This window comes from Kitasatospora sp. NPDC094015, from assembly GCF_040304075.1.
In the GTDB taxonomy this organism is placed as follows: Bacteria; Actinomycetota; Actinomycetes; order Streptomycetales; family Streptomycetaceae; genus Kitasatospora.
Genome location: NZ_JBEOUL010000025.1, coordinates 88,834 through 114,452, shown reverse-complemented (window position 1 = coordinate 114,452; position 25,619 = coordinate 88,834). Strand labels below are relative to the sequence as shown.

Sequence of the window (25,619 nt, the reverse complement as noted above, 5' to 3'; positions counted from 1 at the left end):
CCCGTCGGTGCACAGCACTGCGTCGGTGAGCTCGAACAGTGCGTCCGAGCGGGCGTAGAGGCATTCGTAGAACTCGACCCGAAAGCGCGACAACAGGTCCAACGCCGCACCTGCGGGCGTGGCAACAGGGAGACTCATACGCAGCGGCCGTTCTCTGGTTCTTCGTGACTCGACATCTCGAAGCGTGGAGAACGGCCGCCTCCGCTGTCCCGGGAAGAACCGCAGATCAGCAGGTCGGGTGACGTACGAGGTTAAACAACAAGCTCAGAGCCCGTAGCGCTCGACGATCTCCTGGTGCCGGGTGGTGTCGAGCCCGCCGGCCTCGGCCAGGTCCAGCCAGCTGACCGGGTGCGGCCAGTCGGCGGTCAGCCGCAGCAGCAGCGCGTCGGCCTGCGCCGCCGAGGCGGTCGGCGGGACGCCGAGGGCGGCGTAGATGCCGGGCAGGCCCTCGCCGTCCTCGTCGGCCGGGTCGGTGACGGCGTAGTGGTCGCCGCTGTAGGCCCACACCCCGTAGCCGGCCTGCTGGAGGTCGGTCCGCAGGGCCACCCAGTGGTCGTCGCCGGGCCAGGCGCCGTCCAGCCAGTAGGTGGTGTAGCCGGCCGGGTCTAGCAGGGTGAGCAGTTCGAAGGTGGGCCGCCAGCGTTCCTGCTCCTCCTCGCCCTGCGGCGGGTCGTTGAGCACGGCGGGGCCGAAGACCACGGTGTCCCGATGGTTGAGCGGGAGTTCGTCGCCGAGCACCGGCAACACCCGGGCGGTGGCCGGGCCGGTGCGGACGGCCGGGAACTCGGCGGTGGAGCCGTTGGTCCGGGTGGCCCGCAGGGTGATCAGCTGCCACTCCTCCTCGACCGGGCCCTCGGGTTCGTCGAACTCGATGCCGAGCCGGGCGCCGACCTCCCGGACGGTCGTCCAGTCCCGGTTGGCGGTGGCGGCGGTGATCAGGTGCCAGAGGTCCGGTTCCTGGACGGTGCGGTGCTGGTCCCCGGGGGTGGCCTCGTCCTCGGGCAGGGCGTGCGCCAGCAGCTCCTGGTAGATCCGCTGGGCGGCCGCGTGGTCGCCGGTGCGGGTGGCGGCGGTGGCGGCCAGGCGGCGGGTGTTGATGGCGTCCGGCTCGTGGACGAGCACGGCGGCGCAGTGCTCGCCGACCTCGGACCAGCGGCCCTCGGCCGCGGCCCAGCGGGCCCGCAGCCAGTGCGCGTCGGAGGGGTCGGTGGCGAGCAGGCGCTCGGCCAGCTGCCGGACGCCGTCGCCGTCGGCGGCCTCGATCAGCATCGAGCCGAGCATCCCGGCCAGGTAGTCCTGGCCGCGGCCGGCGTCGAGTTCGGCCCAGAGCAGTTCGGCGGCGGCCCGGCCGTGGCCGAGCATGCCCAGCACGCCGGCCAGGTTGGCGACCACCGCGGGGGCGTCCTCGGGGAGTTCGGCGCGGGCGGCGGCGAGCAGGTCGGCGCCGGTCTCCGGGGCCGGGGTGTGCTCGGCCAGCCAGTCGACCAGCTCGGCGGCGGGGACGGGGAGTTCGGCGACCGGCAGGGCTTCGGCGGCGGCCCGCAGCTCGGCCAGCCGGTCGGCGACGCCGTCGTCGGTGCGGCGCAGCAGGGCGAGCTTGCGCTCGCCGGTGGCGACCAGGGTGAGGGCGACGGTGCGGGCGCCGCGGGCGACGGCGAGCCGGCCGGCGATCAGCGCCAGGTCGAGGCAGGGGCGGTGCGAGCCGGCGGTGTCCAGGTGGCCGACCCAGCGGGCGAGGCGGGCGCCGAGCTCGGCGTCGTCGGCCAGCTCGCCGTGCGGCAGGGCGCCGGCCTCGGCGAGGAGTTCGACGGCGCGGGCCCAGCGGTGCCGGATGTCGGCGTACTGGTCGGCCTCCTCGGCGGGCGGCAGCAGCTCCAGGGCGGTGCCGGTGCGGCCGAGGGCGGCGAGGTTGAGGGCGCGGCCGGTGGCGAGCTTGCGGCGGTCGTCGTCGTCCAGCTGGTTGCGGCCGGCGACGTAGGCGTGCTCGGCGGTGTCGTAGGCGGCCAGCGCGTCCTGGTAGCGGCCGAGCCGGTGCAGGGCGGAGGCGCGGCTGTGGCCGAAGGCGAGCGAGACCTGCTCGCCGGCGGCCTGGATCCGGGTCTGGGCGCGGTCGAGGTAGCCGAGCGCCTCCTCGCCGCGGCCGTCGTCCTCCAGGGTGTCGGCGTACTCGCGGGAGAGGCAGTCGAAGCAGGCCCGGGCGGGCTCGACCCGCTCCAGGGTCTCCTCCAGCACGGCGAGGCGCTCGGTGACGTAGCCGGGGCCGTCGATGTTGGCGTGGCAGATGGTGAAGTCCTGAACGGCGCAGACCGACTGCGGGCAGCTCGCGGTCTCCTCGCGGTGGGCGAACTCCAGCAGCGAGACGGCCTCGGCCATCGCGGCCTCGCCCTGGTGGCGCTTGTTGAGCAGGTTCTGCAGCCGCCAGTGGCGCAGGAAGACCTCGACCCAGGGCAGGCCGAGCGCGCGGGCGGAGGCGAGCGCCTCCGGGTACATGGCGTCGAGTTGCTCGTTGCGGCCCTCGACGGCGTGGCCGGCGATCTCGGCGAGTGCGGTGGCGAGCCGGTGCTGGCCGGCCTCGTTCAGCTGCCGGTGGGTGTCGTGCACCCAGCCCCAGATGTCGGTGGTCATGCCGGGTTCCCCCTGTGGTGCCGGTCGGCCGACGGGTGCGCGGCCGGTGCGGTGGTGCGGGTGCTGCGCGTGCGGGTGCTGCGCGTGCGGGCGGTACGGGTGCGGGCGGTGCGGTGGTGCGTGGTCATCGGGGTTCGCCCGGCAGCTCGTCCGACACCGGCAGCGACTCGGGCACGGCCAGCGACTCGGGCACGGCCAGCGACTCGGGCATCGCGGCGGTGAGCGCGGACACGGCGGTGCCGATCCCGGCCAGTGCGGCGGTCAGGTCGCCGGCGGTGGAGCCGGCCGCCGAGGCCATGATCACCTTGAGCGAGCGGAGCAGCGCGGCGGCCGTGGTGCTGCCGGTGTGCCCGGCGCGGTAGGCGGTCAGCAGGTCCTGGACGGCGGGCGAGGCGAGGTTGAGGTACAGCCGGGCCTTGACCTCGCCGTCGGTGCGGGCGGTGAACGCGCGGGCCAGCCGCAGGGCGGCGGACGGGATCCGGGCGTCCGCCTGGTCGTCCTCGATCCGGGCCTTGAGTTCGGCCTCCCGGTCGGGCACCAGCACCAGCGGGAGGCCGGGCGGGTCGAACCGGGCGGCCACCAGCTGCTCGCCCTCGTCGGCGAGCGCGGCGCCGAGCCAGGCGCTCTCCTCGGCGGGCAGCGGGCGCTCGGGGTCGCGGAACAGTTCGCGGTTGCCGCTCTCGCTGCCGAGCTCGACGATCCGGCACTCGCGCAGCTGGGCGTAGCGGCGCAGGAACGGCAGCACGGCGTACCGGTCGCCGCGGGCGATCGGCACCCGCATGGCGCGGTAGAGCATCTCCTCGAAGCCGCCGCCGCTGCCGAGCGCCACGTGCACGGCGCCCGAGCCGGCGGCGCGCAGGGCGCCGGCGGTCAGGTCGCCCTGCGAGGTGGGCACCGGGACGTCGTCGGCGAGCAGGGTGAACAGCCGGTCGTCGCAGAGCGCGGCGCCGAGCAGGTCCTGGCCGTGCCGGGCGAGGATCCGCCGCCAGGCGGCCGGGTGCAGCCGGGCGGTCTCGTAGAGGCCGTCCACGATGGCGTCGGTGAGGGCCTGCTGGAGGGCGCGGTAGTGGTCGTCGCGCTGGAGGTCCTCGCGGCTGGCGGTGGGGGTGAGTCGGGTGGACTCGACCACGCCGCCGATGAACCCGGCCCAGCTGGGCAGGAGGTCGCGGACGTCCTCGGAGAGCAGCATGCCGCGCAGGTAGACCGCGAGGTCGCGGTTGTCGGTGGAGCCGTAGGTGCCGCCGTCCTGCACCCAGAGCAGGCCGACCGCGTCGGTGCGGCCCTCGACCGGGGTGAGGGGGAAGGCGGTGAGCGGCTCGAAGCGGCGGCCGAAGGCGGTGGCGAAGCGCATCCGGGCGGCGTGGGTGTCGCCGTTCGGCTCCTCGCGCCAGGGCACCGGGACGCCGTTGACCGGCTCCTGGTCGTCGCCGACGTAGACCGGGATCGGCAGCAGCACGCAGTAGCGGCCGAGCACCTCGCGCAGCGCGTACTCGTCGGCCAGGTGGGCGTGTTCGGGCTTGAGGTGGAGCTTGACCTCGGTGCCGGGGGCGGGCCGCGGCCCGGTCGGCACGACGCTGTACTGCTCGCCGCCGCGGCTGCGGTAGCGGTGGCCGAGGTGCGGTTCGCGGTGCGAGGTGGTGGTGACGGCGACCTCGTCGGCGACCGAGAAGGCGGACAGGAAGCCGAGGCCGAAGGCGCCGATCAGCTCCTGGTTGCCGGTCAGGTCGCGCAGCATCCGGGTGTAGCCGGTGCCGACGGTGGCCAGGTAGGCGTGGATCTCCGGCTCGGTGAGGCCGGCGCCGGTGTCCTCGATGGCCACCGTGCGGGCGGCGGCGTCGCCGCGGACCCGGATCAGCGGCACGGCGGTGCCTTCCGGGTCCTCCAGCCGGCGGCGGGTGTGCGAGTCGTGGGCGTTCTGCACCAGTTCGCGCAGGGCCACCAGCGGGGTGGAGTAGAGGTGGGTGGCGAGCACGCTCACCAGACCGCCGAGATCGACCTCGGTCGTACGCAGGTGGTCGGCGGCGGGGGCATCGCCGGCGGGACCGTGGCCGGGAGGCAGACCTTGAGACATGAGGCCTCAGTCTGCCAGTACGACAATCGGCCGACCAGCGCTTTCTGCGAGCCTTGATCCGATGAGATATCCGGTCAACCGGAAGTTGACGCGCGAGCCACCGGGCGGCCACGCCCGCAGGTGGGGGAAAAGCCCATCGTTCGGGGGATTCCCGGCGTATTGCGCATCCTTGGACGGGCCCGCTCGTTCAGGGGTTATCCGATATCCGTGACACCTTCGGGCTAACCGTCCGGTGACGGCTGGTGGCGAATGGGCCATCTGGGCAATCCTGATGGGGCGACGTCAGGTCCGGCGCGGCAGGGGCGGCCAACCCCTCGGCGCCACATCTCGCACCAGCAGAGCAGGGAGACCATCGTGTCCCGTATTCGTGCAGCCGCCGCCGTCACCGCCCTCGGCGCCTTCCTCGTCGCCGGCATCGGCACCGCCCAGGCGGACAACGGCGCCGGCGCCGACAACGGTTCCAACAGCAGCGTGGTGAGCAACACCGGGTCCAGCAACATCGTGGGCGGCGTCCTGGCCAACGCGAACGGCACCCAGCAGACCGCGACCGGTTCCGGCGGCAGCAACCAGAACACCAACCTCGGCGTCGCCGGAAACTCCGGAGCCATCGGCAACGTCCAGGGCAACGGGAACCTGGCGCACCACGTCTACTACCCGTTCGCCCTCTACTAGGCCCTGTCCGGCCGGACAGGACCTGGGCCGACCCGCCGGCGGGCCCGCGGGGCCGCCGGGGTCACCACCAGACCGGTGAGGGGCGGGTCCGCGCGGGCCCGCCCCTCACCCCTGTCCGGCCCGCTGCCGCGCCCCGTCCCGTGCCGGGTCCAGGCCGAGCACCGCCCGGCTCAACGCCTCCAGGCCCGGGGCCGGTTCGGGCCCCGCACCGCCGGGCCGGTGCCGCACCCCGTCGTTGACCAGCGCGAACATCGCGTGCACCCGGATCCGGGCCTCGGCCTGGTCGTAGCCGGGCCGCACCTGCTGGAGCAGGCCGACCCAGGTCCGCAGGAAGTCCCGCCGGAAGTCCACCGCGGCCCTGCGGTCCGCCGGGGCGAGCCGCTCGGTCTCGCTCAGCATCGCCCCCAGGTAGTGGCCGTTGCGGCGGGCGAAGTCCAGGTAGGCGCCGAGGCCCGCGGCCAGCGCCGCGTCCGGCGCGGACTCCCCCGCCAGCGCCCCGCCGACCTCGTGCCAGAGCCGCTCCCGGCTGCGGACCAGTGCGGCGGCCAGCAGTTCGGCCTTGGTGGCGAAGTGCTTGTAGACGCTCGGGCCGGCGATCCCGACGGCGGCGCCCAGCTGCTCGGTGCTCACGTTGTCGAACCCCCGCCGGTCGAACAGCCGGACCGCCGCGACCAGCAGCTCCTCCCGCCGCGACACCGGCAGCACGCCGCAAGCGGGCGCCGGGCCGGCCCCGGGACGCCCCGGCACCGGCTCCGCCACGAGCAGCGCACCGCCCAACTCCCGCAGCAGCAGCTCGAAGCGGCGCCGCGGCGGCGCGAAGGTGTGGTGCGAGAGGCTGCCGTACACCGACAGCAGCGACCAGCAGCGGAACTCCGCCCCGACCGCGCCGGCCCCCTCGACGACCTGCGCCATCCGCCCCACCAGGGCCCGCAACTCACGGCGCAGCTGCGCCCGTTGGGCCGGTGGCAGCAGCCGGGCGTCACGCTGCCAGAGCGTCCCGAGCGAGCGGTGCTCGACCGCCGCGGCGGCCAGCGCCGCGCACAGCTGCTCCGGGCCCTCGGCGCCGGCCCGGACCGCCCCGGCCAGCGCGGCCAGCTCCGCCTCCAGGGCGCAGCGCAGCAGCTCCGGCTTCCCCCGGAAGTGCCGGTACAGCGCCGGCGCGGTGATCCCCACCTCGGCGGCCACCTCGGCCATCGAGACCTGGTGGTAGCCGCGCCGGTGGAACTGCCCGACCGCGGCGGCGAGGACCTGCGCCCGGCGCCCGGGCGGCCGCCGCACGATCACCCGGTCCACCACGTCCACCCCCTCGTACCGGCCGCAAAAGCGCCACCCAGGGTAGCAAGCGTTCACTTACGGGCCGCCGGGCCCGGACGGCGGGCGGCCGGCCGCCCACCGCGGGGGCTGCGACGATGCTGGACAGCCGTGGCTACCGGCGATTAACTTGTCCCGCGATCAGCCGCTGTCCGAAGGGAGCGCCGCCGTGCGCCGTACCGTCTTCAACGAGGACCACGAGGCCTTCCGGGAGACCATCCGGGACTTCATCAGCAAGGAGGTCGTCCCGGTCTACGAGAGCTGGGAGAGCGCCGGGCACCCGCCGCGCGACTTCTACCGCAAGCTCGGCGAGCTGGGCGTGTTCGGCATCGAGGTGCCCGAGGAGTACGGCGGCGCGGGCGAGAGCGGCTTCAAGTACCAGGCCGTGGTCAGCGAGGAGTGCGCCCGCGCGGGCGTCACCTTCGGCTCCTCCGGGGTGCACACCGGCCTGGTGCTGCCGTACCTGCTGGAGTACGCCACCGAGGAGCAGAAGCGGCGCTGGCTGCCGGGCTTCGTCTCCGGCGACATCATGACCGCGATCGCGATGACCGAGCCGGGCGCCGGCTCCGACCTGGCGGGGATCACCACCACCGCGAAGCTCTCCGCGGACGGCACCCACTACGTCCTCAACGGCGCCAAGACCTTCATCACCGGCGGCGTCCTCGCCGACCTGGTGCTGGTGGTCTGCCGGACCTCCGCGTACGACCCCGAGGACCGCCGGGCGGGCCTGTCCATCCTGTGCGTGGACACCACCTCGGAGGGCTACACCGTCGGCCGCAAGCTGCAGAAGATCGGCCTGCGCACCTCGGACACGGCCGAGCTGGCCTTCAGCGACGTCCGGGTGCCGGTCGGCGACCTGCTGGGCGAGGAGGGCCGGGCGTTCTCCTACCTCACCCACAACCTGGTGCAGGAGCGCCTGGCCATCGCGGTCGGCGCGTACGCCTCGGCGGCGGCCGCGGTGCGGTTCGCGGTGCAGTACGTCAAGGACCGCAAGGTCTTCGGCAAGGCGGTCGCCGAGTTCCAGAACACCAAGTTCAGCCTGGCCGACTGCGAGGCCCAGGTGGTCGCCCAGCAGTCGATGGTGGACCGCGCGCTGGAGCTCTACCAGCACGGCGAGCTGACCGTCGCGGACGCCGCCGCGACCAAGCTGTTCTGCACCGAGTCGGCGTCCCAGGTGATCGACAAGTGCCTGCAGCTGCACGGCGGTTACGGCTACATCCTGGAGTACCCGATCGCCCGGCTCTACACCGACAACCGGGTGTTCCGGATCTACGGCGGGACGAGCGAGGTCATGCGCAGCATCATCGCCAAGTCGCTCGGCCTGTAGCTCCGCCCGCGGGCGGGCCCGGTGGCCGGGCCCGCCCGCGCGGAGGCCTTCAGTTCGCCGAGCTGGTCTCGCTGCGCCAGGCCTCCAGCCCCGCCAGCGAGGCCGCCCTCGCCTGCTGCATCGCCCGGGCCGCCCGCTCGGTGGGCGGCGTGTCCATCCGCCGTACGTAGTCACGGCCGGCGGTCGCCAGCGCGACCCCGGCGAGGACCGCGCCCGCCATGGTGAGCAGGGCACCCACACCGCCGAGCAGCACACCGGTGGTGAGCATCGAGCGGTTGACGTTGAATCCGTCGCTGAACCTGTTGTTGGTCGCCATAGGTCCACCATCGGTCCGAGCGGCCGCCCGCGCACCCGGAGAGGGCCGTCCGACCCCCTGACGGCGTTCCAGCGCGCGCGGGCGCCCCGACAGGCCCTAGGGTCGCGGCGGGGGTCCCGCCGACGCAGGAGGCCGCGATGTCCGAGCCCGCACCCGCCGATCTCAACCTGCTGGCCGACGAGCACAGCGCGAAGGCCGCGGCCAATCCGCACGGCCGCAGCGCCCACCTGCTGCTGCACGACGGCGTCCTGCGGCAGACCGTGATCGCGCTCCGGGCCGGGGCCTCGCTGGACGAGCACAACGCGCCGGTCGCGGCCAGCCTCCAGGTGCTGCGCGGCCGGGTCTCGCTGACCGTGGCCGGCAGGCAACGGGAGCTCACCACCGGCCAGTTGCACCCCGTCCCGCAGGAGCGGCACGGGCTGCTCGCGCACGTCGACTCGGTGGTGCTGCTCACCGCGGTCACCGCCTGAGACCCCGGCCCGGGACGCCCCCGGGCAAGCGCCCGGTCAGGCGCCGCCGAGCACGCCCGCGCTGACCAGCTCCAGCCCGCGCAGCAGCTCCTCACCGGTGGGCGCCTGCTCCGGGGAGATCAGCCACTGGGCGGCCAGCCCGGCCAGCAGGGCCTGGTAGAAGGCGCCGCGGGCCATCTCGTCCTCGGTGTCGGGGACCTCGGGCAGCCCCTGGAAGATCGCGGACAGCCCGAGCCGGCCGTCGCGCTGGGCGTCCTCGAAGGCCTTGCGGAGTCCGGGCGTGTCCTCCGACCGGGCCATCACCTCGAACTGGGCCGTCCACAGGCCCCGGTTCTCGACGAAGGAGCGCCGCACCCGGTCCCAGGCGGCGGCGAACCGCTGACGCGGATCGGCCACCCCGGCGGCCTCGGTGAGCGCCTCGCCGACCGCCGCGCCCCAGTCCTCCAGCGCGGAGACCATCGCCTGCGCCAGCAGTTCGTCCTTCGAGCCGTAGTGGTAGCCGATCGCGGCCAGGCTCACCCCGGCGGCGGTGGCGATGTCCCGGGCCGTGGTGCGCCCGTAGCCCTTGTCGAGCAGGCAGCGCTTGGCGCCGATCAGCAGATCCTCGCGGTTTCCCATGGTCGCGATGGTACGCGAGACATGGACAAATGTCTCGCACGAACGAGTTAGACGCTTGTACTAGACAGATGTGTCACACGCTCGTACAGTCATCCCCATGACCGCAACCACCGGCCCCGCCGGCCGCCGCGCCTGGATCGGCCTCGCCGTCCTCCTGCTCCCGACCCTCGTCATCTCGATGGACATGGGCGTGCTCTTCTTCGCCGTCCCGTTCATCGCCACCGACATGAAGCCCAGCGGCACCCAGCAGCTGTGGATCATGGACATGTACTCGTTCCTGCTGGCCGGCCTGCTCATCCCGATGGGGGCGCTCGGCGACCGGATCGGGCGCCGCCGGCTCCTGATGGCGGGCGCCGCCGGCTTCGCCGCCGCCTCGCTGGTCGCGGCCTACGCGGACGGGGCGGCCCAGCTGATCGCCGCCCGTGCGCTGCTCGGCGTCGCCGGGGCCACCCTGATGCCCTCCACGCTGGCGCTGATCCGGAACATGTTCCACGCCCCCCGGCAGCGGCAGGCCGCGCTCGGCATCTGGACCGGTGCCCTGATGGGCGGCGCCACCCTCGGCCCGGTCGCCGGCGGGCTGCTGCTGGACCACTTCTGGTGGGGCTCGGCCTTCCTCTCCGCCATCCCGGCGATGCTGCTGGTGCTGCTCGCCGCGCCCGTCCTGCTGCCCGAGTACCGGGCGCGCGCCGAGGGCCGGTTCGACCTCGCCGGGGCGGCGCTGTCGATCGCCACCGTGCTCCCGGTGGTCTACGGCATCAAGACGCTGGCCGTGGACGGCTGGAGCGTCCGGCCCGCCCTGGTGCTCGCGGTCGGCCTGCTGGCCGGCGCCGCGCTGGTGGCCCGGCTGCGCACCGCCGCCCACCCGCTGATCGAGGTCGGCCTGTTCCGCAACCGGACCTTCAGCGGCGCGATCACGGTCAACACCATCGCGATGTTCGCCATGATGGGCTTCACCCTCTTCACCTCGCAGTACCTCCAGCTGGTCAAGGGCATGAGCCCGCTGACCGCCTCGCTCTGGGCGCTGCTGCCGAGCGTCGGGGTCGGCGCGGCCGTCGGCGGGATCGGCGCGCTGGCCGGCAAGGTCCGGCCAGCCACGCTGATGACCGGCGGGTTCCTGGTCGGCGCGGCCGGCTTCGCCCTGATGGCCACGGTCGACCCCGGCACCCCGCTGGCGGTGCCGCTGATCGCCGCCGGCGTGGTCGCGGCCGGCTCGGTCGGCACCATGAGCCTCACCGCCGACCTGGTCGTCTCCGCCGCCCCCGCCGAGCGGGCCGGCGCCGCCTCCGCCACCTCGGAGACCGCCAGCGAGCTGGGCAGCTCGCTGGGCATCGCGATCCTCGGCGCCGCCGGCGCCGCGATCTACCGGGCCCGGCTGGACGGCGCGCTGCCGGCCGACCTGCCCGCCGACGCCTCCCGGGCGGCGCACGACACCCTCGGCGGCGCGGTCACCGTGGCCGCCCGGCTCACCGGCGGCGCCGGGGACGACCTGCTGGCGGTCACCCGGAACGCGTTCGCCGACGGCATGCACGTGGCGGCGCTGGTGGGCGTGGTGGTGATGGCCGGCGCCGCACTGGCCGCCCACCGGCTGATGCGGCACCTGCCGACCCGGTCCGAGCAGCCGGCGGAGGCCGGGCAGCCGGACGCCGGTCGGCCGGAACCGGTCGCGGCCGGCTGAGCCGGCGGCCGGCCCGCCGGGCCGGAGCGGACCACCGCACGCGGATCATCCGGGGCCCCCGCCGTGCCCGGCGCGGGGCGGAGCTGCCCGGCGCACGCGGGACGCCACCGGCGCCGGCCGGGCGCGATCGGCCGGACTGGCCCTAGCGTGGACGGCGAAGCCGCGCACCGACCGCAGGAGGCCCGCCACCGATGCCGGAACCAGCCTGGCGCCGCGAGCACGAGGACCCGGACTACCGCTTCACCCTCGCCAACGAGCGGACCTTCCTGGCCTGGATCCGCACCGCGCTGGCCCTGCTGGCGGGCGCGGTCGCGATCGACCAGCTCACCCCGGGCCTGGCGCCCGAAGGCGTCCGGACCGCACTCGCGGTGGTGCTGGCGCTCGGCGGGGCCGGCCTCGGCGCCGCCGCGTACCGGCGCTGGGTGCGGGTCGAACGGGCGATCCGGGAGGGCGGCCGGCTGCCGTACACCCGCATCATGCTGGTGCTGACGGTGTGCGTGGTGGTGGCGGCCGTGGTCTTCACCATCCTGATCGTCGGATCCGCGCTGTGACCCGGCCGCCCTCCGCGCCACCGCCCGCGCCCGCCCGGGACCCGGGCCTGCAGCCGGAACGGACCCTGCTGGCCTGGAGCCGCACCGCGCTGCTGCTGACCGTCGACGCACTGCTGGTCCTGCGCGCCGGCCTGCTCCACCGGCAGCCCGGGCTCAGCGCGATCGGCTGCCTGCTGACTGCGACGGCCTGCGGGTTCTTCGGGTACGGGCTGCACCGGCGCCGCCGGCTGGAGCGCACCGGGGGCGACCCGGAGCCGGTGCCGGTCGGACCGCTGCGGGTGCTGACGCTGGCGGTCACGCTGGCGGCCGCAGGGAGCGCCTGGTCCGTCCTGGCCGGGCCCGGCGGCCGCTAGCGACCACCCCAGTGGTCCAGACCACGCAGGGCCCGGCACCTGGTTTTCGGCCAGCGTTTGCCGGTGGGTGTATACGTTCGCCGACCGGGCCAGGCATACTGGCCAGGTCGGGCATGCCCGTCCGACTTGCACCTTCGGCGAGAACTTCCGCGAAAGGACCGGTGGTCAGGGATGTTCCGTAACGGTCTCGAGCCCTGGCACATCATCATCATGGTGGCAGTGCTCGTCCTGCTGTTCGGCTCCAAGAAGCTTCCCGAGATGGCCCGTGGTCTCGGTAAGTCGATGCGCATCCTCAAGGCCGAGACCAAGGCCCTGCGCGAGGACGACGCTCCGGCCGAGGCCCAGAACGGCACGGCCGCCCAGAACGCGGCCGAGCAGCCCCGCCCGGCGGTCCAGCCGACCTCGGTCACCAAGTCCGCCGACACCACCAAGTCGGCCACCGGCGCCTGAGCCTCGCGGCTCGCGAGCCCCCGCCCGTCGAATCCGACCGAGCGGGGGCTCGCTGCGTTCCCGGGGCCCCCGACACGTCCAGGTGGCCGAGTAGCCGTCCGATTTGTTCTGTTATCTCCTAGTACTCACCCGCTGGTCGAGTGCTCGGAGGACTCCCATGGCAACTCCCGGCGCGCCGGATCCGCAACCCCCACAGGACCCGGTGCCCCCGCAGGACCCGCTGCCCCCACGGGCCCCGCAGGACCCGCACCCCCCACCCGCGCAGCCCCCGGACTCGATCGGCGAGCTGCGCCGGCGCGTCACCGAGCTGGAGAAGCGCGAGCCCCCGTCCGAGCATCGGCACCGGCTCCGCTCCGCCCTCGCCGCCCTGCTGATCACGCTGGCCGCCGTGCTGACCCCGGTCGCCGCGGTCGCCGCCTGGACCAAGTCCCAGATCACCGACACCGACCGCTACGTGGCCACGATGGCCCCCCTGGCGCAGGACCCGGCGGTGCAGAGCGCCGTCACCAACCGGGTGACCGACCTGATCATGCAGAACCTGCCGATCGACAGCCTGCTCTCCGACATCGCCCCCGCCGACCGCCCGCTGCTGGACTCCGCCCTGCAGAAGATCGGCCCCGCGCTGACCAGCGGGATCACCGGCCTGGTGCACGACCAGGTGCAGCGGCTGGTCGAGAGCGACGCCTTCACCAGCATCTGGATCAACCTCAACCGCGAGGCGCACGCCGCGGTGGACCGGGTGCTCACCGGCGAGGGCGGCGGCGCCGTCCAGATCAAGGGTGACAAGGTGACCCTCGACCTGGCCCCCGTCATCGACCAGGTCAAGACCCGGCTGGTGGACCGCGGCCTCGGCGTGGCCGCCAAGATCCCCGAGGTGCACACCGACTTCACCCTGGTGCAGTCGGACGCCGTGAAGAAGGTGCAGACCGGCTTCCGGGTGCTGGACCTGGCCGGCTTCTGGGTGCCGGTGCTGGCCCTGGTCTGCGCGGCCGGCGGCGTGCTGCTCGCCGTCCGCCGGCGGCGGGCGCTGGTCACCGCGGCGCTGGCGATGGCGGTCGGCGCCGGGCTGCTCGGCATCGGCCTCACCGTCTTCCGGGTGATCTACCTCGACAAGCTGCCGGCCGGCGTCGACCAGAACGCCGCCTCGGCGGTCTACGACACCCTGGTCCGCTACCTGCGGGCCACCGTCCGCGTGCTGCTGGCGCTCGGCGTGGTGATCGCGCTGGCCGCCTGGCTCTCCGGCCCCGGCCGCCGGGCCGGCGCCGTCCGCGGCCTGTGGCAGGCCGGCATCGGCGGCGTCCGGGAGACCGGCGAGCGGTACGGCCTGCGGCTCGGGCCGGTCGGCCGGTTCGTCCACCGCTGGAAGGCCTGGCTGCAGTGGACCGCGGTCGGCGGCGCCGTGCTGGCCGTGGTGCTGTGGAGCTACCCGACCGTGGTGGTGGTGCTGTGGGTGGCGATCGTGCTGCTGGTGGTGCTGGCGGTGCTGGAGTTCCTCGACCGGCCGGACCTGCCCGACCTGCCCGACCGCTCCGGGCCCGCGGAGCCGGACCACGCGCTACCGGCGGAACCCGGCTGACCAGGGGCGCAGCCGGATTTCACAGTGGGAAGGTAGGCTATCCATTCAGCGGAGACGAGGGAGCGGACAGCCATGCGAATCGGCGAGTTGAGCAGCCGGACCGGCGTGCCGGTGCCCACCATCAAGTACTACCTCCGGGAAGGCCTGCTGCCGGCCGGCGAGCTCACCAGCCCGAACCAGGCGCAGTACGGCGAGGCCCACGTCCACCGGCTGAAGCTGGTGCGCGCCATGATCGACGTGGGCAGGCTGTCGATCGCCTCCGCGCGGGACGTGCTCGCCGCGCTCGACACCCCCGGGGGCTCGCTGCACGACACCCTCGGGGTCGCGCTCACCGCGGTCACCGCGCCGATGCCCGCCACCGTGCCGGGTGGGGAGAGTGCCACCGAGAGCGCGGTGCGGGAGCAGGCGGAGCTGGCGGTGGAACAACTGGTGACCCGGGTCGGCTGGCAGGTCGGGCCGGAGAGCCCCGCCCGGCAGGCGCTCGCCCAGGTGATCGTCACCTTCCGCACCCTCGGGCAGGGCGAACTTGTCGGGCTGCTGGACGACTACGCGGTGGCGGCCGAGCGGCTGGCCGCCGCGGAGGTCGCGGTGGTGGCCACCCACCCGGACCCGGACAGCCTGGTGGAGAGCGCGGTCATCGGCACCGTCCTCGGCGACGCGGCCCTCTCCGCCCTCCGCCGCCTCGCCCAGGAAGACGCCTCCCACCGCCTCTTCGCCAACCCCCAATCCCCGGTCGCCTCCTGACCCACCTCATGGGCTCTTCGTGGGTCCCCCCGCCCCACCAGGGGCGCGAGGAACTGCGCGATACGGGAGTGACGGCGCCGTACCTTCCGGTTTCACGCAGTTCCCCGCGCCCCTGGTGGTCGCCCACATGCCCCGGTGGGTGACCGCGTCCCCGGGAGGGTGCGCTCCCCCGGGTGGCGTAGTCGGGGCGGGCGGGGTGGGGGGTGGTCCCGCAGGCTGGACGGGACCGTTGAGTCCGTGACCGCCCCGGAGGGAGCCCCATGAGCCGTACCGTCGGCCGCCCGCTCCAGTGGCTGGTCACCCTCGGGCTGCCGACGCTGCTGTTCCTGCTCTGGTTCGCCGTCCCGCTGGACGTCTTCGGGCCGCACCACCCCACCCTGAGCTGGGTCGTCTTCGGCGTGGCCCTCGCCGCGGTGGCGTTCGTCCTGCTGTGGCAGATCCAGCAGGAGCTGGTCGCGGCCAAGGGTCACCCGGTGCTGGTGATCATGATGCTGCTGTGCTTCTCGATCCTGCTGTTCGCCTCCGCCTACCTGGCGATGGCCCGCACGCCGGGCGAGTTCGAGGGCGGCCTGACCACCAAGGTCGACGCGCTCTACTTCACCGTGATCACGATGGCCACGGTCGGCTACGGCGACATCGTGCCGTCGGGGCAGTCGTCCCGGGTGGTGGTGATGGTGCAGATCCTCTACACCTTCGTCTTCCTGACCGCGGGCGGCGCCTCGATCAACCGCCGGGTGCGCAGCGGTCTGGAGCAGCGGGCCGACCGCCGCCGGCACCAGGGCTGAGCGGGCGGCCCGTCAGCCGTCCTGCTCCTGCTGGGCCTGGACCGCGGCGATGAGCGAGTTCAGCTTGTTCAGCCAGGCCTGCGTGGTGTCGCCGTCGATGGCGCGCCGCTTGCCGAGGTCCTTGACCAGCCGCTGGGCGCCGCGGAGTTCCTCCTCGGCGTCGTCGGGTCGGTGTTCGACCACGGAGAGGGCGGCCGCGTCGAGCACCCGGAGCAGGTCCTGCTGGCGGTCCCGGTCCTTGGGCATTCTGGTCTGCGCGACCACGGCTCTGAACTGGGCGATCGCGACGGCGGGGTTGGTCCGTCCGGTCGGGCCGGTCGAGGCGGACGGGGACGGGGACGGGGAGGCGCTCCGGCCGGGGGTGGCGGCCGCGGAGCCGGCCGCCGGGGTCGGGACCGCGGCGGAGGCCGGCGCGGAAGCGGCCGGCGGGGCGGCGGCGGGGGTGGACGCGGAGGCGGCCTTGGCGGCGCCGCCCGTGCCGTGGAGGCTGAGGGCCGCGGCCACCACCGCGACCGCGGCGACCGCGACGCCGGCCCCGGCGATGAGCAGCGGGCGGCGGTTCGGCGGCGGCTCCTCGTACCCCTCCTCGTACCCCTCCTCGTACCCCTGCGCGTACTCCTGCGGCGCGGGGACGGGCACGGGCACGGGCACCGGTGGGAGGACCGAGGTGCGCCGTTCCTGGTGGAGGTGCGGCGGTGGCGGGGTGAGCAGGGCGGCCGCGACCGGGGGCAGGACCTGGGTGGCCGCGCCGGCCTCCGTGCCCAGCAGCCGGCCGGTGGGGTCGGGCCGGCCGGCGCCCGGGGCGGCGGCGAGCAGTTCGGCCCTGGCCTGGCCGGCGTCGGCGGGGCGGCCGTCGGGGTGCTTGGCGAGCAGCCGGAGCACGGCGGTGTCCAGCGCGGCCGGTACGTCGGGCCGGTGGACCGAGACCGGCACCGGGTACTCGGTGACGTGCTTGTAGGCGATCGCCACCGGGGTGTCCGCGTCGAACGGGGGTGCTCCGGTGAGCATCTCGACCAGGACGCAGCCCACCGCGTAGAGGTCGGCCCGGGCGTCGACCGCGCCGGCGGTGGCCTGTTCGGGCGAGAGGTAGGCGGCGGTGCCGAGCACCGTGGCCGCCTGGGTGAGCTGGGCGGACGAGGAGGAGCCGGCCCGGGCGATGCCGAAGTCGACCACCTTCACCCCGCCGTCGGCGGTGATCATGATGTTGCCGGGTTTGATGTCGCGGTGCACCAGGCCCTGGGCGTGCGCGGCCTCCAGCGCCTCGCAGACCGCCGCGGCCACCCCGACGGCCCGCTCGACCGGCATCGGTCCGCCCTCGGCGATCACCCGGCTGAGCGTCCGGCCCTGCACCAGCTCCATGACGATGTACGGGGAGAGCTGGTCCACGCCGGAGTCGAAGATCATCGCCACCCGGGGGTGGACCAGCATCGCGGCGTGCTGGGCCTCGCGGGCGAACCGCTCGCCGAACCTGGGGTCGTCGGCGAGACCGCCGTTGAGCACCTTGACGGCGACCGGCCGGCCGAGCTGGCGGTCGATCCCGCGCCAGACCGTGGCCATGCCGCCGACGCCGAGTATCTCGACGAGTTCGTACCGCCCGTTCAGCGCGCGTCCGATCACCGGAACCGCTCCCCTCACTCAGACGGCCCAAGGCTTCAGTTCGCCTCGCGCACCTGTGCACGATAGCGGCCGGGGCCGCCGAGGCAGGAGCCGCAGCGGCCGCGGGCCCGGGACCAGGAGGTCAGGGGCGCGCGGCCGGGGGCCAGGGCCGGGCGGGCGGTGGACACGGGGGAGCCCACCGACCGCCCGGAGTCGGGGTGACGGCAGCGCCGAGCAGGCACTGCCACCGGTCGGGCAGCGGGCCCGGGGGGTTGCCCGCTGCCCGACCGGAGTCTCGGTTCACCCCCGGCGGCCGCCCGGGGGTGAGGGTGCGTCGGCCGTCGGCCGGTCCGTCTTGGGCGAGGGGGTCGCCCGGTGACCGTCGCGGCCCGGGGAGGGGTCGGTGCCGGGCTGGCCGTCGCGGAGCAGGCCCGCGCAGTAGTCGGCGGCGTGCCCGCTGGTGCCGGCCGCGCGCAGGAGCGGCAGGAAGGACTTGTCCCGGACCAGGTCGCCGAGGTGCTCGCCGCCGCGCAGCCGGTCGCCGAAGGTGCGGCAGAGCGGGGCCAGCCCGGCCTCCGCGGCGGGTGTCCCGGTGGCCGGTGCACCGCTGTCGCGGGCCGCGGGGGTGCCGCTGCCGATGGGCCCTGGGCCCGGCGTCGCGCCGGGGCCGCCGGGGCGGGCCGGGGTGCCGGTCGGGCCCTGGCCGGACGGGCGGGCGGGCGCCACGGCGGCGGGGGTGCCGGAGCCGGACGGCGGTGCCACCGGTGCGGCGCTCACCGGGTGGGCCGGCTGCGGGGTGCCGCCCAGCGGGGCGGGCAGGGTCCCGGTGCCGGCGGCCACGGCGACGCCGCCGAGCGCGGTGGCGGCGAACGCGGCTGCGAGGGCCTTCGCGCTGAAGGCCCGCGCGAACGCGGTGTCCGCCATGGTTCGTCTCCGGGGTCGGTCTGCGGGTCGGGTCGGTCCGGCCTGGCCGGCCGGGTCGGGACGGGCCTCCCGGAACGCGGCCAGGGCCGCCTGTTCCCCGGCCTGCTCCCCGTGCGCCGTGGGGACGGCGGCTGCGGCGAGCAGCCCGGCGAGTGCCGGGTGACCGGTGACGGCGGCCCGACCGGCCTCCGGCTCGGCCCCGGCGCCGGCGAGCAGGTGCTCGGCGGCCTCGCGGTCGATCCGGCGGGATCGGTTGGTGCTCATCTCATGTCCTTCAGCGTCGCGGCTCGTCGCGGTGTCACACCCTGCGCGGACATTTCTTTCCCGGCGCCGTCCGGCGGTGCGGCGTCCGCGCCGCGGGCGCCGCCGCCGGCCCGGGGGACCGGTTCGACGCGGCGGCCGGCCGGCACCCCGGCGGCGGCGCCGCCGGTCTGCTCCAGCATCCCGGCCAGCCGGCGCAGCCCCCGGTGGGCGGCCATCCGGACGCTGCCGGCGCGTTTGCCGAGCACCCGGGCGGCGCTCTCGGCGTCCAGTTCCATGACCACCCGCAGCAGCACCGCCTCGGCCTGGTCGCGGGGCAGCCGGGCGATCAGCGCCAGCGCGTCCGCGGTGGTGACGGTGGTCAGCGCGGCGCCGGCGGTGTCCTCGGCGGCGGCGAGTTCGGCCAGGTACTCGACCGGCAGGTCGGCGACCGGCCGCCGGCGCTGGCGGCGCAGGTGGTCCATGGCGCGGTTGCGGGCGATGGTGGCGACCCAGGCGCGGAAGCCGTCGGAGTCCCCGGTGAACCGTCCGAGGTCCCGGGCGACCTGGAGCCAGGCCTCGGAGGCGATGTCCTCGGCGTCCTCGGCGCGGCCGCCGACCAGCATCCGCAGGTAGCGCAGCAGCCCCGGCTGGACGGCCCGGAAGAGCGACCGGAAGGCGTCCTCGTCCCCGTCGCGGGCGGCTTCGACGGCGGCCGCGAGGTCGGCCCGTCGATCCGAGGACCGTGGTTGACCTGCCGGAACGTCGCTCCGGGCACTCGGGTGGCCGACTCCGTCGGCGCCCGCCGCGTGGTGGTCTGCTCTGTGCACCCGCCACATGATGCGTGATCGGCGCGGCGGCCGGGTGACCGGGCCCCGTCCTGTCGGTACGGGACCAAGGTCCTGTCAGTTGCTGCCATTCGCCTGCGGCCCGCCGAGGTGCCCGAGCCGTAGGTTCGTAGGCGTACGGCCGATCCGGCCCGAGCCCCCGCCCCACCCCTCCGCCACGGACCTGTGATGACGACTGCCCATGAGCTCTTCGCGGACGCGCTGCGCGACCACTTCGCGCCCGCCGTCCGCGCGCTCGGCCTGACCGGCCGCGGGCACGCGTACACCCTGCCCGACCAGGAGCACTGGGCCCTGCTGGGGGTGCGGGTCGGCCCGACCGACGAGCACGCCGTCCGCTACACGCTGGACCTCGGCATCACCCCCAAGACCCGCTGGTCCGGCCCGGCGCTGCGGCCCGACCCCACCACCGTCACCGGTCTGGAGAGCTGGCGGGCCGGGATCGGCGAGCTGATGCCGGTGGGCGGGCCGGTGTGGTGGGAGATCGCGCCGGGGCCGCGCTGGCAGGTCGCCGTGCAGGACTCGGTGGCCGCCGTCCGGCACTACGGGCTGCCCGAACTGCTGCGCCGGCTGGACGGGCCGGCCGCCACGCCGTACCTGTCCCCCGACGAACTGGAGGCGGTGAACGCGGCGCTGGCCGGAGCCGCGGTCGCCCGGATCAAGCGGGCCGAACTGCTCGGCACCGTCCTGGAGCTGACCGGCGCGTGGAGCCGGGCCGACCGGGTCGCCCGGGAGGTGCTGGCCGGCGCCGCGCAGGGCTTCCTGTCAGCCGGGGACGAGCGGTACGACCGGGTCCGCTGCCTCGACACGCTCGGCCGGGAACTCTGGCTGTTCGACCCCCCGGCGCCGCCGCCGGCGGAACCGGAGCGGGCCCGGCGCCCGTCCTGAACAGCAGCCGGGGGCACGGGCCCCGGGCACCAGGACACGGGGGACGCGGCCGCATGCACACCGGGACGACGGACGACCGAGAGCTGACCTGGGACGGCTGCCTCAACGTACGCGACCTCGGCGGGCTGCCCACGGCCGGCGGCGGCCGGACCCGCCGCGGCGCCGTGGTCCGCGCCGACAACCTGGACTCGCTGACCGCCGAGGGCTGGACCGCGTTGTACGAGCACGGCGTGCGCACCGTGGTCGACCTGCGCGACGAGGCCGACTTCCGGCCCCGACTACCGCACCCGGCCGGGATCGACCTGGTCCGGGTCCCGCTGGACGAGCTGGCCGGCCCCGACTGGTGGGCCCGGTTCGGCGGGCTGGACGGCACGCCGCTGGCCTTCCGGCCGTACCTGGACGACTGCCGGCACGCGGTCACCGCGCTGGTCACCGCCGTCGCCCGGGCCCGCCCCGGCGGCGTGGTGGTGCACTGCGGGGCGGGCCGGGACCGTACCGGCCTGGCCGCGCTGGTGCTGCTGGCGGTGGCCGGGGTGGAGCACCGGGCGATAGCCGCCGACTACCTGCTGAGCACCGAGAACCTGCGGCCGCTGTGGGGCGTGCTCGGCCGGCCCGACGAGGCCGTGGTGACCGAGCGGATCCTGCACGAGGCGGGCACCACCGCGACGGCGACGCTGCTGGAGGTGCTGGCCGAGTTCGACCCGGACGACTACCTGCCGCCGGCCGAACTGGCGACCGTCCGGGCCCGGTTGCTCGGCTGAGCCACCCCGCCGGGCTCCCGGGCGAGCGGCCCGCTCCCCCACGGCCTACCGACAGCCCGCGCGGCAAAACCGGTCGCGCCCGACCGGCCGCCGTGGCAACACTGTCGGCATGGTGGAATTCGCCGACTTCGACTCCCGCGGCTACCCGACGGTGGACGTCCGCACCGGCTACGCCGGGTGGGCCGAGACCTACGAGCGGACCGTGCAGGACGCGATGGACCTCGGGGTGCTGGCCCGGCTCGCCGTCCCCCGGTGGGCCGGTCTCGGCCGCGCCGCCGACCTGGGCTGCGGCACCGGGCGGACCGGCGCCTGGCTGCGCGCGCAGGGCGTGGCCGCGGTCGACGGGGTCGACCTGACCCCCGAGATGCTCGACCGGGCCCGCGCCCGGGGCGCCCACGAGCGCCTGGTCGAGGCCGACCTCGCCGCGACCGGACTGCCCACCGACGGCTACCCGCTGGTGATCTCCTCGCTGGTGGACGAGCACCTGGCCGACCTCGGCCCGCTGTACCGCGAGGCCCGCCGACTGGCCCGGCCGGGCGGGCTGTTCGTGCTGGTGGGGCTGCACCCGCACTTCATCATGGCCGCCGGGATGCCCACCCACTACGACGGGCCCGACGGCACCCCGACCGCCATCACCACCCACGTCCACCTGGTCAGCGACCACCTCTCGGCGGGCCTGGCGGCCGGCTGGGAGCTCGCCGAGATGCGCGAGGCGGTGGTGGACGAGGAGTGGATCGCCCGGAAGCCCCGGTGGGCGCGCTACCGCAGCCACCCGGTCTCGGCGGCCTACGTCTGGCGCAACCCGGCCTGAGCGCTCAGAAGCCCGAGGTCGGGCTGGTCAGCACCCTGGTCCGGCCGTCGGCGCGGGCGGCCAGCCCGGCGGTCAGGCGCAGCGAGCGGGCCGGCCCGAGCAGGGCCAGGGCCTCGTCGGGCCCGGCCCAGCGGTGGTCGTCCAGCTCGCCGGCGGGCAGCGTGATCGGGGTGTCGGCCGCCATGGTGCCCAGGTCGAAGAGGAAGTGGCCGGCCGGGTGGTCGAGTTCGTCCGACGGGTTGGTCCAGGCGACCACCAGCAGGTCGCCGGCCGCCCGGACGATGCCGGTCTCCTCCAGCAGCTCGCGGGAGGCGCACTGCTGCGGGTTCTCGCCGAGGTCGACGGTGCCGCCGACGAACTGCCAGTGCTCCCGGTAGCCCGCCTTGACGATCAGCACCCGGCCGGCCGGGTCGGTGATCAGGCAGCCGGCGGCGGCGTACACCCGGGGCAGCGAGGCGAGCCACTGCTCGCGGGTCCGGAGCAGCGGGCTGTCCGACATGGCACTCCTCGGGTACGGGACGGTCTCGTCGCACCCCACTCTGGCAGCCCCGGAGGGGATCGGTCCCCGGGACGGGGGAAGCCGGCGCCCGCGGGCGGGCCGGGCGCGCCGGGGGGCGGCCCCCGCCGTGCGGGCGCCGCCCCGTCGGGCGCGTCAGTGCGCGGAGTGCTTCTCGGCCCCCCGGTGCCGGTGGCCCGGGAGTTCGGGGTGGTGGGTCCGGCCGGCCGGCGGGGCGGCTGCCGCGAAGCCGCGGCGGCCGCCGTGGCCGAAGGTGTCGTCGCCGACGTACGCGCCGGTGCGGGCCGCGGTCGGGTTGTCGGTGTGCAGCTGCGGTGCGAGCGGGGTGGTGCTGGCCGCCATCGAGCGGCGCTCCAGGATGTCCTGGGTGCCCCGGCGCAGCTCGGTCATCCTGGCCGTCGATCGTTCGGTCATCGTCGACCTCCCTTCGGCGGCGCCTGCTCCCGCGGCGTGCGGGGCCGGGCGTCCGCGCGGTCCGGCATACGTTCCGTTATGCCCGGATACCTGCTGGTATACACCCCTGAGCGTTCCCTGGCATTCCGCCGGAGAACGGTTGCTGTTGGCACCCGTGTGGGAGCATGCCGCGTGGCCACGGTGATACAAGATGAGCATTCCTGGACCTCACCCGCCGGGCCCCCCGAACCGGGCGGCCCGAGGCGCGGCGACCCGCTGCGGGTCCGGCACCCCGCCGCGCTGATCCGGCTGCTGGCCGGTCTCGCGGCCGTCGGGCTCGTCCTGCTGGTCGCCGACTACGCCCAGCTCACCGCCACCGGCCTGGACCACGACATCTCGCTCGGCGCCGACCTGCTGCCGGGCGCCCCGGTCCGGGTGGCCGGCACCCTGTGCACCGCCGCCCTGCTGCTCGTCCCGGCCGGCTTCGCCATCGCCCGGCTGCTGCGCGGCGACCGCCGCCGGGTCACCGACGGCGTGCTCGCCGCGGTGATCGCCTTCGGGCTCGCCCTCGGCCTCGACCTCGCCGTGGCGGGCCTGGCCACCCTCACCCACACCGCCCCCGACGGCCCCGGCCGCACCGACCCGGTCTACGGGCACCTGGCCCCCGTCCTCGCCTTCATGACCACCGTCGGCACCGTCGGCCAGACCCGCTGGCGCACCGCGCTCTCCGTCGCCCTCACCCTGGCGGGCGTCTGCGGCCTGCTCACCGGCTACGCCACCCCGCTGTCGGTGCTGCTCGGCCTGCTGGTCGGCTGGACCGCCGCGCACGGCACCCGGTACGCGCTCGGCGAGCCCACCAGCCTGCCCACCGACCGGCAGCTGCGCACCACCCTCGGCAAGGCCGGCGTCCGCCCCGAACGGATCCGCCGGGCCGGCCCCAACCGCTACCTGGTCACCCAGAGCGAGGACCGGCCCGAGCTGGACGTCCGGCTGATCGACCGGCAGGCCCAGGCCAGCGGACTGCTGCACCGCATCTGGCAGCTGCTGCGCCTGCGCACCGCGCCCCCGGCCCTCGGCCTGCGCCCGGTCCGCACCGCGCTGGAGCGCCAGGCCCTGCTGGCGTACGCGGCGACCGCCGCCGGGGTGCGCACCCCGGCCCCGCTGGCCGTGGCCGAACTCGGGCCGGACGCCGCCGTGGTGGCCTACCCGCTGCTGGCCGCCCGACCGCTGCACGAGCTGTCCGACCAGGAGCTGACCGACGAGGTGCTGGCCGACGCCTGGCAGCAGCTGCGGCTGCTCCAGCGCCGCCAGCTGGCGCACCGCACCATCGGCCCGGACAGCGTGCTGGTGGACGCCGCCGGCGCCGTCCACCTGGTTGACCTGGCCGACGGCGAGATCGCGGCCGGCGAGCTGCTGCTCAAGCTCGACCTGGCCGGGCTGCTCACCGTCCTCGCGCTGCGGGTCGGCCCGGAGCGGGCGGTGCGGTCCGCGACGGCGACGCTCGGCCAGGGCGCGGTCGGCGCCGCGCTGCCGCTGCTCCAGCCGATCGCGCTCGCCCGCGGCACCCGGGCCGCCCTGCGCGAACACCCGGGCCTGGTCGCCGAGGTCCGCGCCGAGGTGCTGCGCAGCCTGCCCCAGGCGCCCGCCGAGCCGGTCCGGCTGGAGCGGCTGCGCCCGCGCACCCTGATCACCGTGCTGGCCGGGATGCTGGCCGGCTTCCTGCTGCTGAAGGAGCTGTTCCGGGGCAGCAACCCGATCACCGTGCTGGCCGGGGCCGACCCGCTCTGGCTGGCCGCCGCCGCGGCGGTCGCCACCGCCAGCCACCTGGCGGCCGCGCTCGGCCTGATCGGCTTCGTCCCCGAGCGGCTCCCCTTCGGCCGCACGCTGGTCGCCCAGGTGGCCGGGTCCTTCGTCAAGGTGGTGTCGCCGACCGCGGTGGGCGGGGCCGCGGTCAACACCCGCTACCTGCAGCGCAGCGGGATCCCGACCGCGCAGGCGCTGTCCAGCGTGGGCGCCGCGCAGCTGCTCGGGATGGTGCTGCACCTGCTGCAACTGGCCTGGTTCGGCTGGCTGGTCGGGCGCGGGCCGGGCAACGAGATGCCCAACCCCGTGGTGATGGCGATGGTGGTGGCGGTGCTGGGGCTGCTGGTGCTGGCGGGGATGGCCGTCCCGTGGCTGCGCCGCCGGCTCCAGGCGCTGCTGCGTCCGCTGCGGGCCGAGGTGCTGCCGCGCCTGCTCGACCTGCTCCAGCAGCCCGGCAAACTGGCCGCCGGCGTGGCCGGCCAGCTGCTGGTCTCGCTGGCCTTCGTCACCTGCCTGTACTGCTGCGCACGGGCGATCGGCCAGACCCCGGGCTACTCGGCGGTCGGCTTCACCCTGATGACCGGCAACGCCGTCGGCTCGGCCGTGCCCACCCCGGGCGGGGTCGGCGGCGTGGAGACCGCGCTCCAGCAGCTGCTGGCCAGCCTCGGCGGGATGGACGACGGGACGGCGCTGGCGGTGGTGGTGCTGTACCGGCTGCTCACCTTCGTCCTGCCGGTGCTGCCCGGCTGGGCCGCCTTCGCCTGGCTGCAGCGCCGCCGGGCGCTCTGAGAGAACCCCGCACCCCGGCCCCGTACCAGGACCGGTCCCGGCTCGGACCCGGTCCCGGTCCCGACTCAGACCCGGTACTCGTCCTCGTCCAGGTCGACCTCGCGGGTCTGCTCGACCGCGTCGCCGTCGTCCGAGTCCCCGGCGCCCATCGCCCGGCGCTCGCTCAGCAGCTCGAGGTCGTCGCCGAGGTGACCGTCCACCTCGCGCTCCTCGTCCGCCGCCTCGACGACCACCGGCGATTCCTCGTCGAAGTCCTCCGGAAACTCGGGGCTCTCAGGATTCTGGGGCATGTCGCCAGTATCCGCCGCGGCCGCGCGCTTGGCGCGGCGCCGACCGGCCGTCGGCGTGTTGCCCCGGCCGGGGCGGGCCGGTGGGGCCGCTCAGCTCCCCCGCGCTGGTGATGATGCACCGGGCCACCGCCGACGTGATCCGGGTCAAGGGCGCGTGGAGCTTCGCGCTGAACCTGCCCGCGACGGAGGGCAGCGAGGCGGCCGAGGCCTGGGCCGAG

The 25,619-nt window shown here is 75.4% G+C and carries 25 protein-coding genes; 14 read left to right on the top strand and 11 right to left on the bottom strand.

What is annotated here, in order from left to right:
* Positions 1-264: 264 nt before the first annotated feature.
* Together ABT014_RS25890 and ABT014_RS25885 are read right to left on the bottom strand one after the other, a co-directional pair.
* Positions 265-2,625, bottom strand: coding sequence for a tetratricopeptide repeat protein (locus tag ABT014_RS25890; protein WP_350641580.1), 2,361 nt, complete (start codon positions 2,623-2,625; stop codon positions 265-267).
* Positions 2,626-2,749: 124 nt separating this feature from the next.
* Entirely contained in the window at positions 2,750-4,696 is a 1,947-nt protein-coding gene (locus tag ABT014_RS25885) for an ATP-binding protein (RefSeq protein ID WP_350641579.1), read from the bottom strand.
* 354 nt (positions 4,697-5,050) lie between these two features.
* On the opposite strand from ABT014_RS25885, the gene ABT014_RS25880 reads away from it, so the two are divergent.
* Positions 5,051-5,368: a hypothetical protein gene (locus ABT014_RS25880; RefSeq protein WP_350641578.1), complete on the top strand. Its 318-nt coding sequence runs from the start codon at positions 5,051-5,053 to the stop codon at positions 5,366-5,368.
* Between the two features lie 105 nt (positions 5,369-5,473).
* Here the strand turns inward: ABT014_RS25880 and ABT014_RS25875 are convergent, their stop codons facing one another.
* Positions 5,474-6,664, bottom strand: coding sequence for a TetR/AcrR family transcriptional regulator (locus ABT014_RS25875; RefSeq protein WP_350641577.1), 1,191 nt, complete (start codon positions 6,662-6,664; stop codon positions 5,474-5,476).
* Between the two features lie 184 nt (positions 6,665-6,848).
* On the opposite strand from ABT014_RS25875, the gene ABT014_RS25870 reads away from it, so the two are divergent.
* Positions 6,849-8,006, top strand: coding sequence for an acyl-CoA dehydrogenase family protein (locus tag ABT014_RS25870; RefSeq protein ID WP_350641576.1), 1,158 nt, complete (start codon positions 6,849-6,851; stop codon positions 8,004-8,006).
* Between the two features lie 49 nt (positions 8,007-8,055).
* Here the strand turns inward: ABT014_RS25870 and ABT014_RS25865 are convergent, their stop codons facing one another.
* Complete coding sequence (locus tag ABT014_RS25865) at positions 8,056-8,322, bottom strand: hypothetical protein (RefSeq protein ID WP_350641575.1); 267 nt, start codon at positions 8,320-8,322, stop codon at positions 8,056-8,058.
* Between the two features lie 137 nt (positions 8,323-8,459).
* On the opposite strand from ABT014_RS25865, the gene ABT014_RS25860 reads away from it, so the two are divergent.
* Entirely contained in the window at positions 8,460-8,792 is a 333-nt protein-coding gene (locus ABT014_RS25860; protein ID WP_350641574.1) for a cupin domain-containing protein, read from the top strand.
* A gap of 36 nt (positions 8,793-8,828) precedes the next feature.
* On the opposite strand, the gene ABT014_RS25855 is transcribed toward ABT014_RS25860, so the two are convergent.
* Positions 8,829-9,410 (bottom strand): TetR/AcrR family transcriptional regulator, encoded by a 582-nt coding sequence (locus ABT014_RS25855; RefSeq protein ID WP_350641573.1) that lies wholly within the window; start codon positions 9,408-9,410, stop codon positions 8,829-8,831.
* Positions 9,411-9,507: 97 nt separating this feature from the next.
* On the opposite strand from ABT014_RS25855, the gene ABT014_RS25850 reads away from it, so the two are divergent.
* From ABT014_RS25850 to ABT014_RS25820, 7 genes are all read left to right on the top strand, one after another.
* Positions 9,508-11,085, top strand: coding sequence for an MFS transporter (locus ABT014_RS25850; RefSeq protein WP_350641572.1), 1,578 nt, complete (start codon positions 9,508-9,510; stop codon positions 11,083-11,085).
* 191 nt (positions 11,086-11,276) lie between these two features.
* Entirely contained in the window at positions 11,277-11,636 is a 360-nt protein-coding gene (locus tag ABT014_RS25845; protein WP_350641571.1) for a YidH family protein, read from the top strand.
* Positions 11,633-11,989, top strand: a complete 357-nt coding sequence (locus ABT014_RS25840) for a DUF202 domain-containing protein (protein WP_350641570.1) — start codon at positions 11,633-11,635, stop codon at positions 11,987-11,989. The genes ABT014_RS25845 and ABT014_RS25840 overlap by 4 nt, the downstream gene beginning before the upstream one ends.
* Before the next feature lie 171 nt (positions 11,990-12,160).
* Positions 12,161-12,439 (top strand): Sec-independent protein translocase subunit TatA, encoded by a 279-nt coding sequence (gene tatA, locus ABT014_RS25835; RefSeq protein WP_350641569.1) that lies wholly within the window; start codon positions 12,161-12,163, stop codon positions 12,437-12,439.
* Positions 12,440-12,596: 157 nt separating this feature from the next.
* Positions 12,597-14,015, top strand: a complete 1,419-nt coding sequence (locus ABT014_RS25830; protein WP_350641568.1) for a hypothetical protein — start codon at positions 12,597-12,599, stop codon at positions 14,013-14,015.
* Positions 14,016-14,087: 72 nt separating this feature from the next.
* Positions 14,088-14,759 (top strand): MerR family transcriptional regulator, encoded by a 672-nt coding sequence (locus ABT014_RS25825; protein ID WP_350641567.1) that lies wholly within the window; start codon positions 14,088-14,090, stop codon positions 14,757-14,759.
* A 260-nt stretch (positions 14,760-15,019) separates the two neighbouring features.
* Positions 15,020-15,544: a potassium channel family protein gene (locus tag ABT014_RS25820; protein ID WP_350641566.1), complete on the top strand. Its 525-nt coding sequence runs from the start codon at positions 15,020-15,022 to the stop codon at positions 15,542-15,544.
* A gap of 12 nt (positions 15,545-15,556) precedes the next feature.
* On the opposite strand, the gene ABT014_RS25815 is transcribed toward ABT014_RS25820, so the two are convergent.
* The 3 genes from ABT014_RS25815 to ABT014_RS25805 form a co-directional block, all read right to left on the bottom strand.
* Complete coding sequence (locus ABT014_RS25815; RefSeq protein ID WP_350641565.1) at positions 15,557-17,161, bottom strand: protein kinase domain-containing protein; 1,605 nt, start codon at positions 17,159-17,161, stop codon at positions 15,557-15,559.
* Positions 17,162-17,440: 279 nt separating this feature from the next.
* On the bottom strand, positions 17,441-18,328 hold the full coding sequence (locus ABT014_RS25810) for a hypothetical protein (RefSeq protein ID WP_350641564.1): 888 nt from the start codon (positions 18,326-18,328) through the stop codon (positions 17,441-17,443).
* A complete protein-coding gene (locus ABT014_RS25805) occupies positions 18,325-19,143 on the bottom strand; it encodes an RNA polymerase sigma factor (protein ID WP_502895097.1) in 819 nt (272 codons plus the stop codon). The genes ABT014_RS25810 and ABT014_RS25805 overlap by 4 nt, the downstream gene beginning before the upstream one ends.
* Positions 19,144-19,320: 177 nt before the next feature.
* Here ABT014_RS25805 and ABT014_RS25800 point away from each other — a divergent pair, with 177 nt between their 5' ends.
* The 3 genes from ABT014_RS25800 (at position 19,321) to ABT014_RS25790 (ending at position 21,609) form a co-directional block, all read left to right on the top strand.
* Positions 19,321-20,037, top strand: a complete 717-nt coding sequence (locus ABT014_RS25800) for a hypothetical protein (protein WP_350641562.1) — start codon at positions 19,321-19,323, stop codon at positions 20,035-20,037.
* 53 nt (positions 20,038-20,090) lie between these two features.
* Complete coding sequence (locus ABT014_RS25795) at positions 20,091-20,798, top strand: tyrosine-protein phosphatase (RefSeq protein WP_350641561.1); 708 nt, start codon at positions 20,091-20,093, stop codon at positions 20,796-20,798.
* A gap of 109 nt (positions 20,799-20,907) precedes the next feature.
* Entirely contained in the window at positions 20,908-21,609 is a 702-nt protein-coding gene (locus ABT014_RS25790) for a class I SAM-dependent DNA methyltransferase (protein WP_350641560.1), read from the top strand.
* Between the two features lie 4 nt (positions 21,610-21,613).
* Here the strand turns inward: ABT014_RS25790 and ABT014_RS25785 are convergent, their stop codons facing one another.
* Together ABT014_RS25785 and ABT014_RS25780 are read right to left on the bottom strand one after the other, a co-directional pair.
* Positions 21,614-22,108 (bottom strand): NUDIX domain-containing protein, encoded by a 495-nt coding sequence (locus tag ABT014_RS25785; RefSeq protein WP_350641559.1) that lies wholly within the window; start codon positions 22,106-22,108, stop codon positions 21,614-21,616.
* 153 nt (positions 22,109-22,261) lie between these two features.
* The gene (locus tag ABT014_RS25780) at positions 22,262-22,540 is read right to left on the bottom strand and encodes a hypothetical protein (RefSeq protein WP_350641558.1); all 279 of its coding nucleotides are present in this window, start codon (positions 22,538-22,540) and stop codon (positions 22,262-22,264) included.
* A gap of 171 nt (positions 22,541-22,711) precedes the next feature.
* Between ABT014_RS25780 and ABT014_RS25775 the strand changes: the two genes are divergently transcribed.
* On the top strand, positions 22,712-25,111 hold the full coding sequence (locus tag ABT014_RS25775) for a lysylphosphatidylglycerol synthase transmembrane domain-containing protein (RefSeq protein WP_350641557.1): 2,400 nt from the start codon (positions 22,712-22,714) through the stop codon (positions 25,109-25,111).
* Positions 25,112-25,176: 65 nt separating this feature from the next.
* Here ABT014_RS25775 and ABT014_RS25770 read toward each other — a convergent pair whose 3' ends face one another.
* Complete coding sequence (locus ABT014_RS25770; RefSeq protein ID WP_350641556.1) at positions 25,177-25,401, bottom strand: hypothetical protein; 225 nt, start codon at positions 25,399-25,401, stop codon at positions 25,177-25,179.
* Positions 25,402-25,619: the final 218 nt, after the last annotated feature.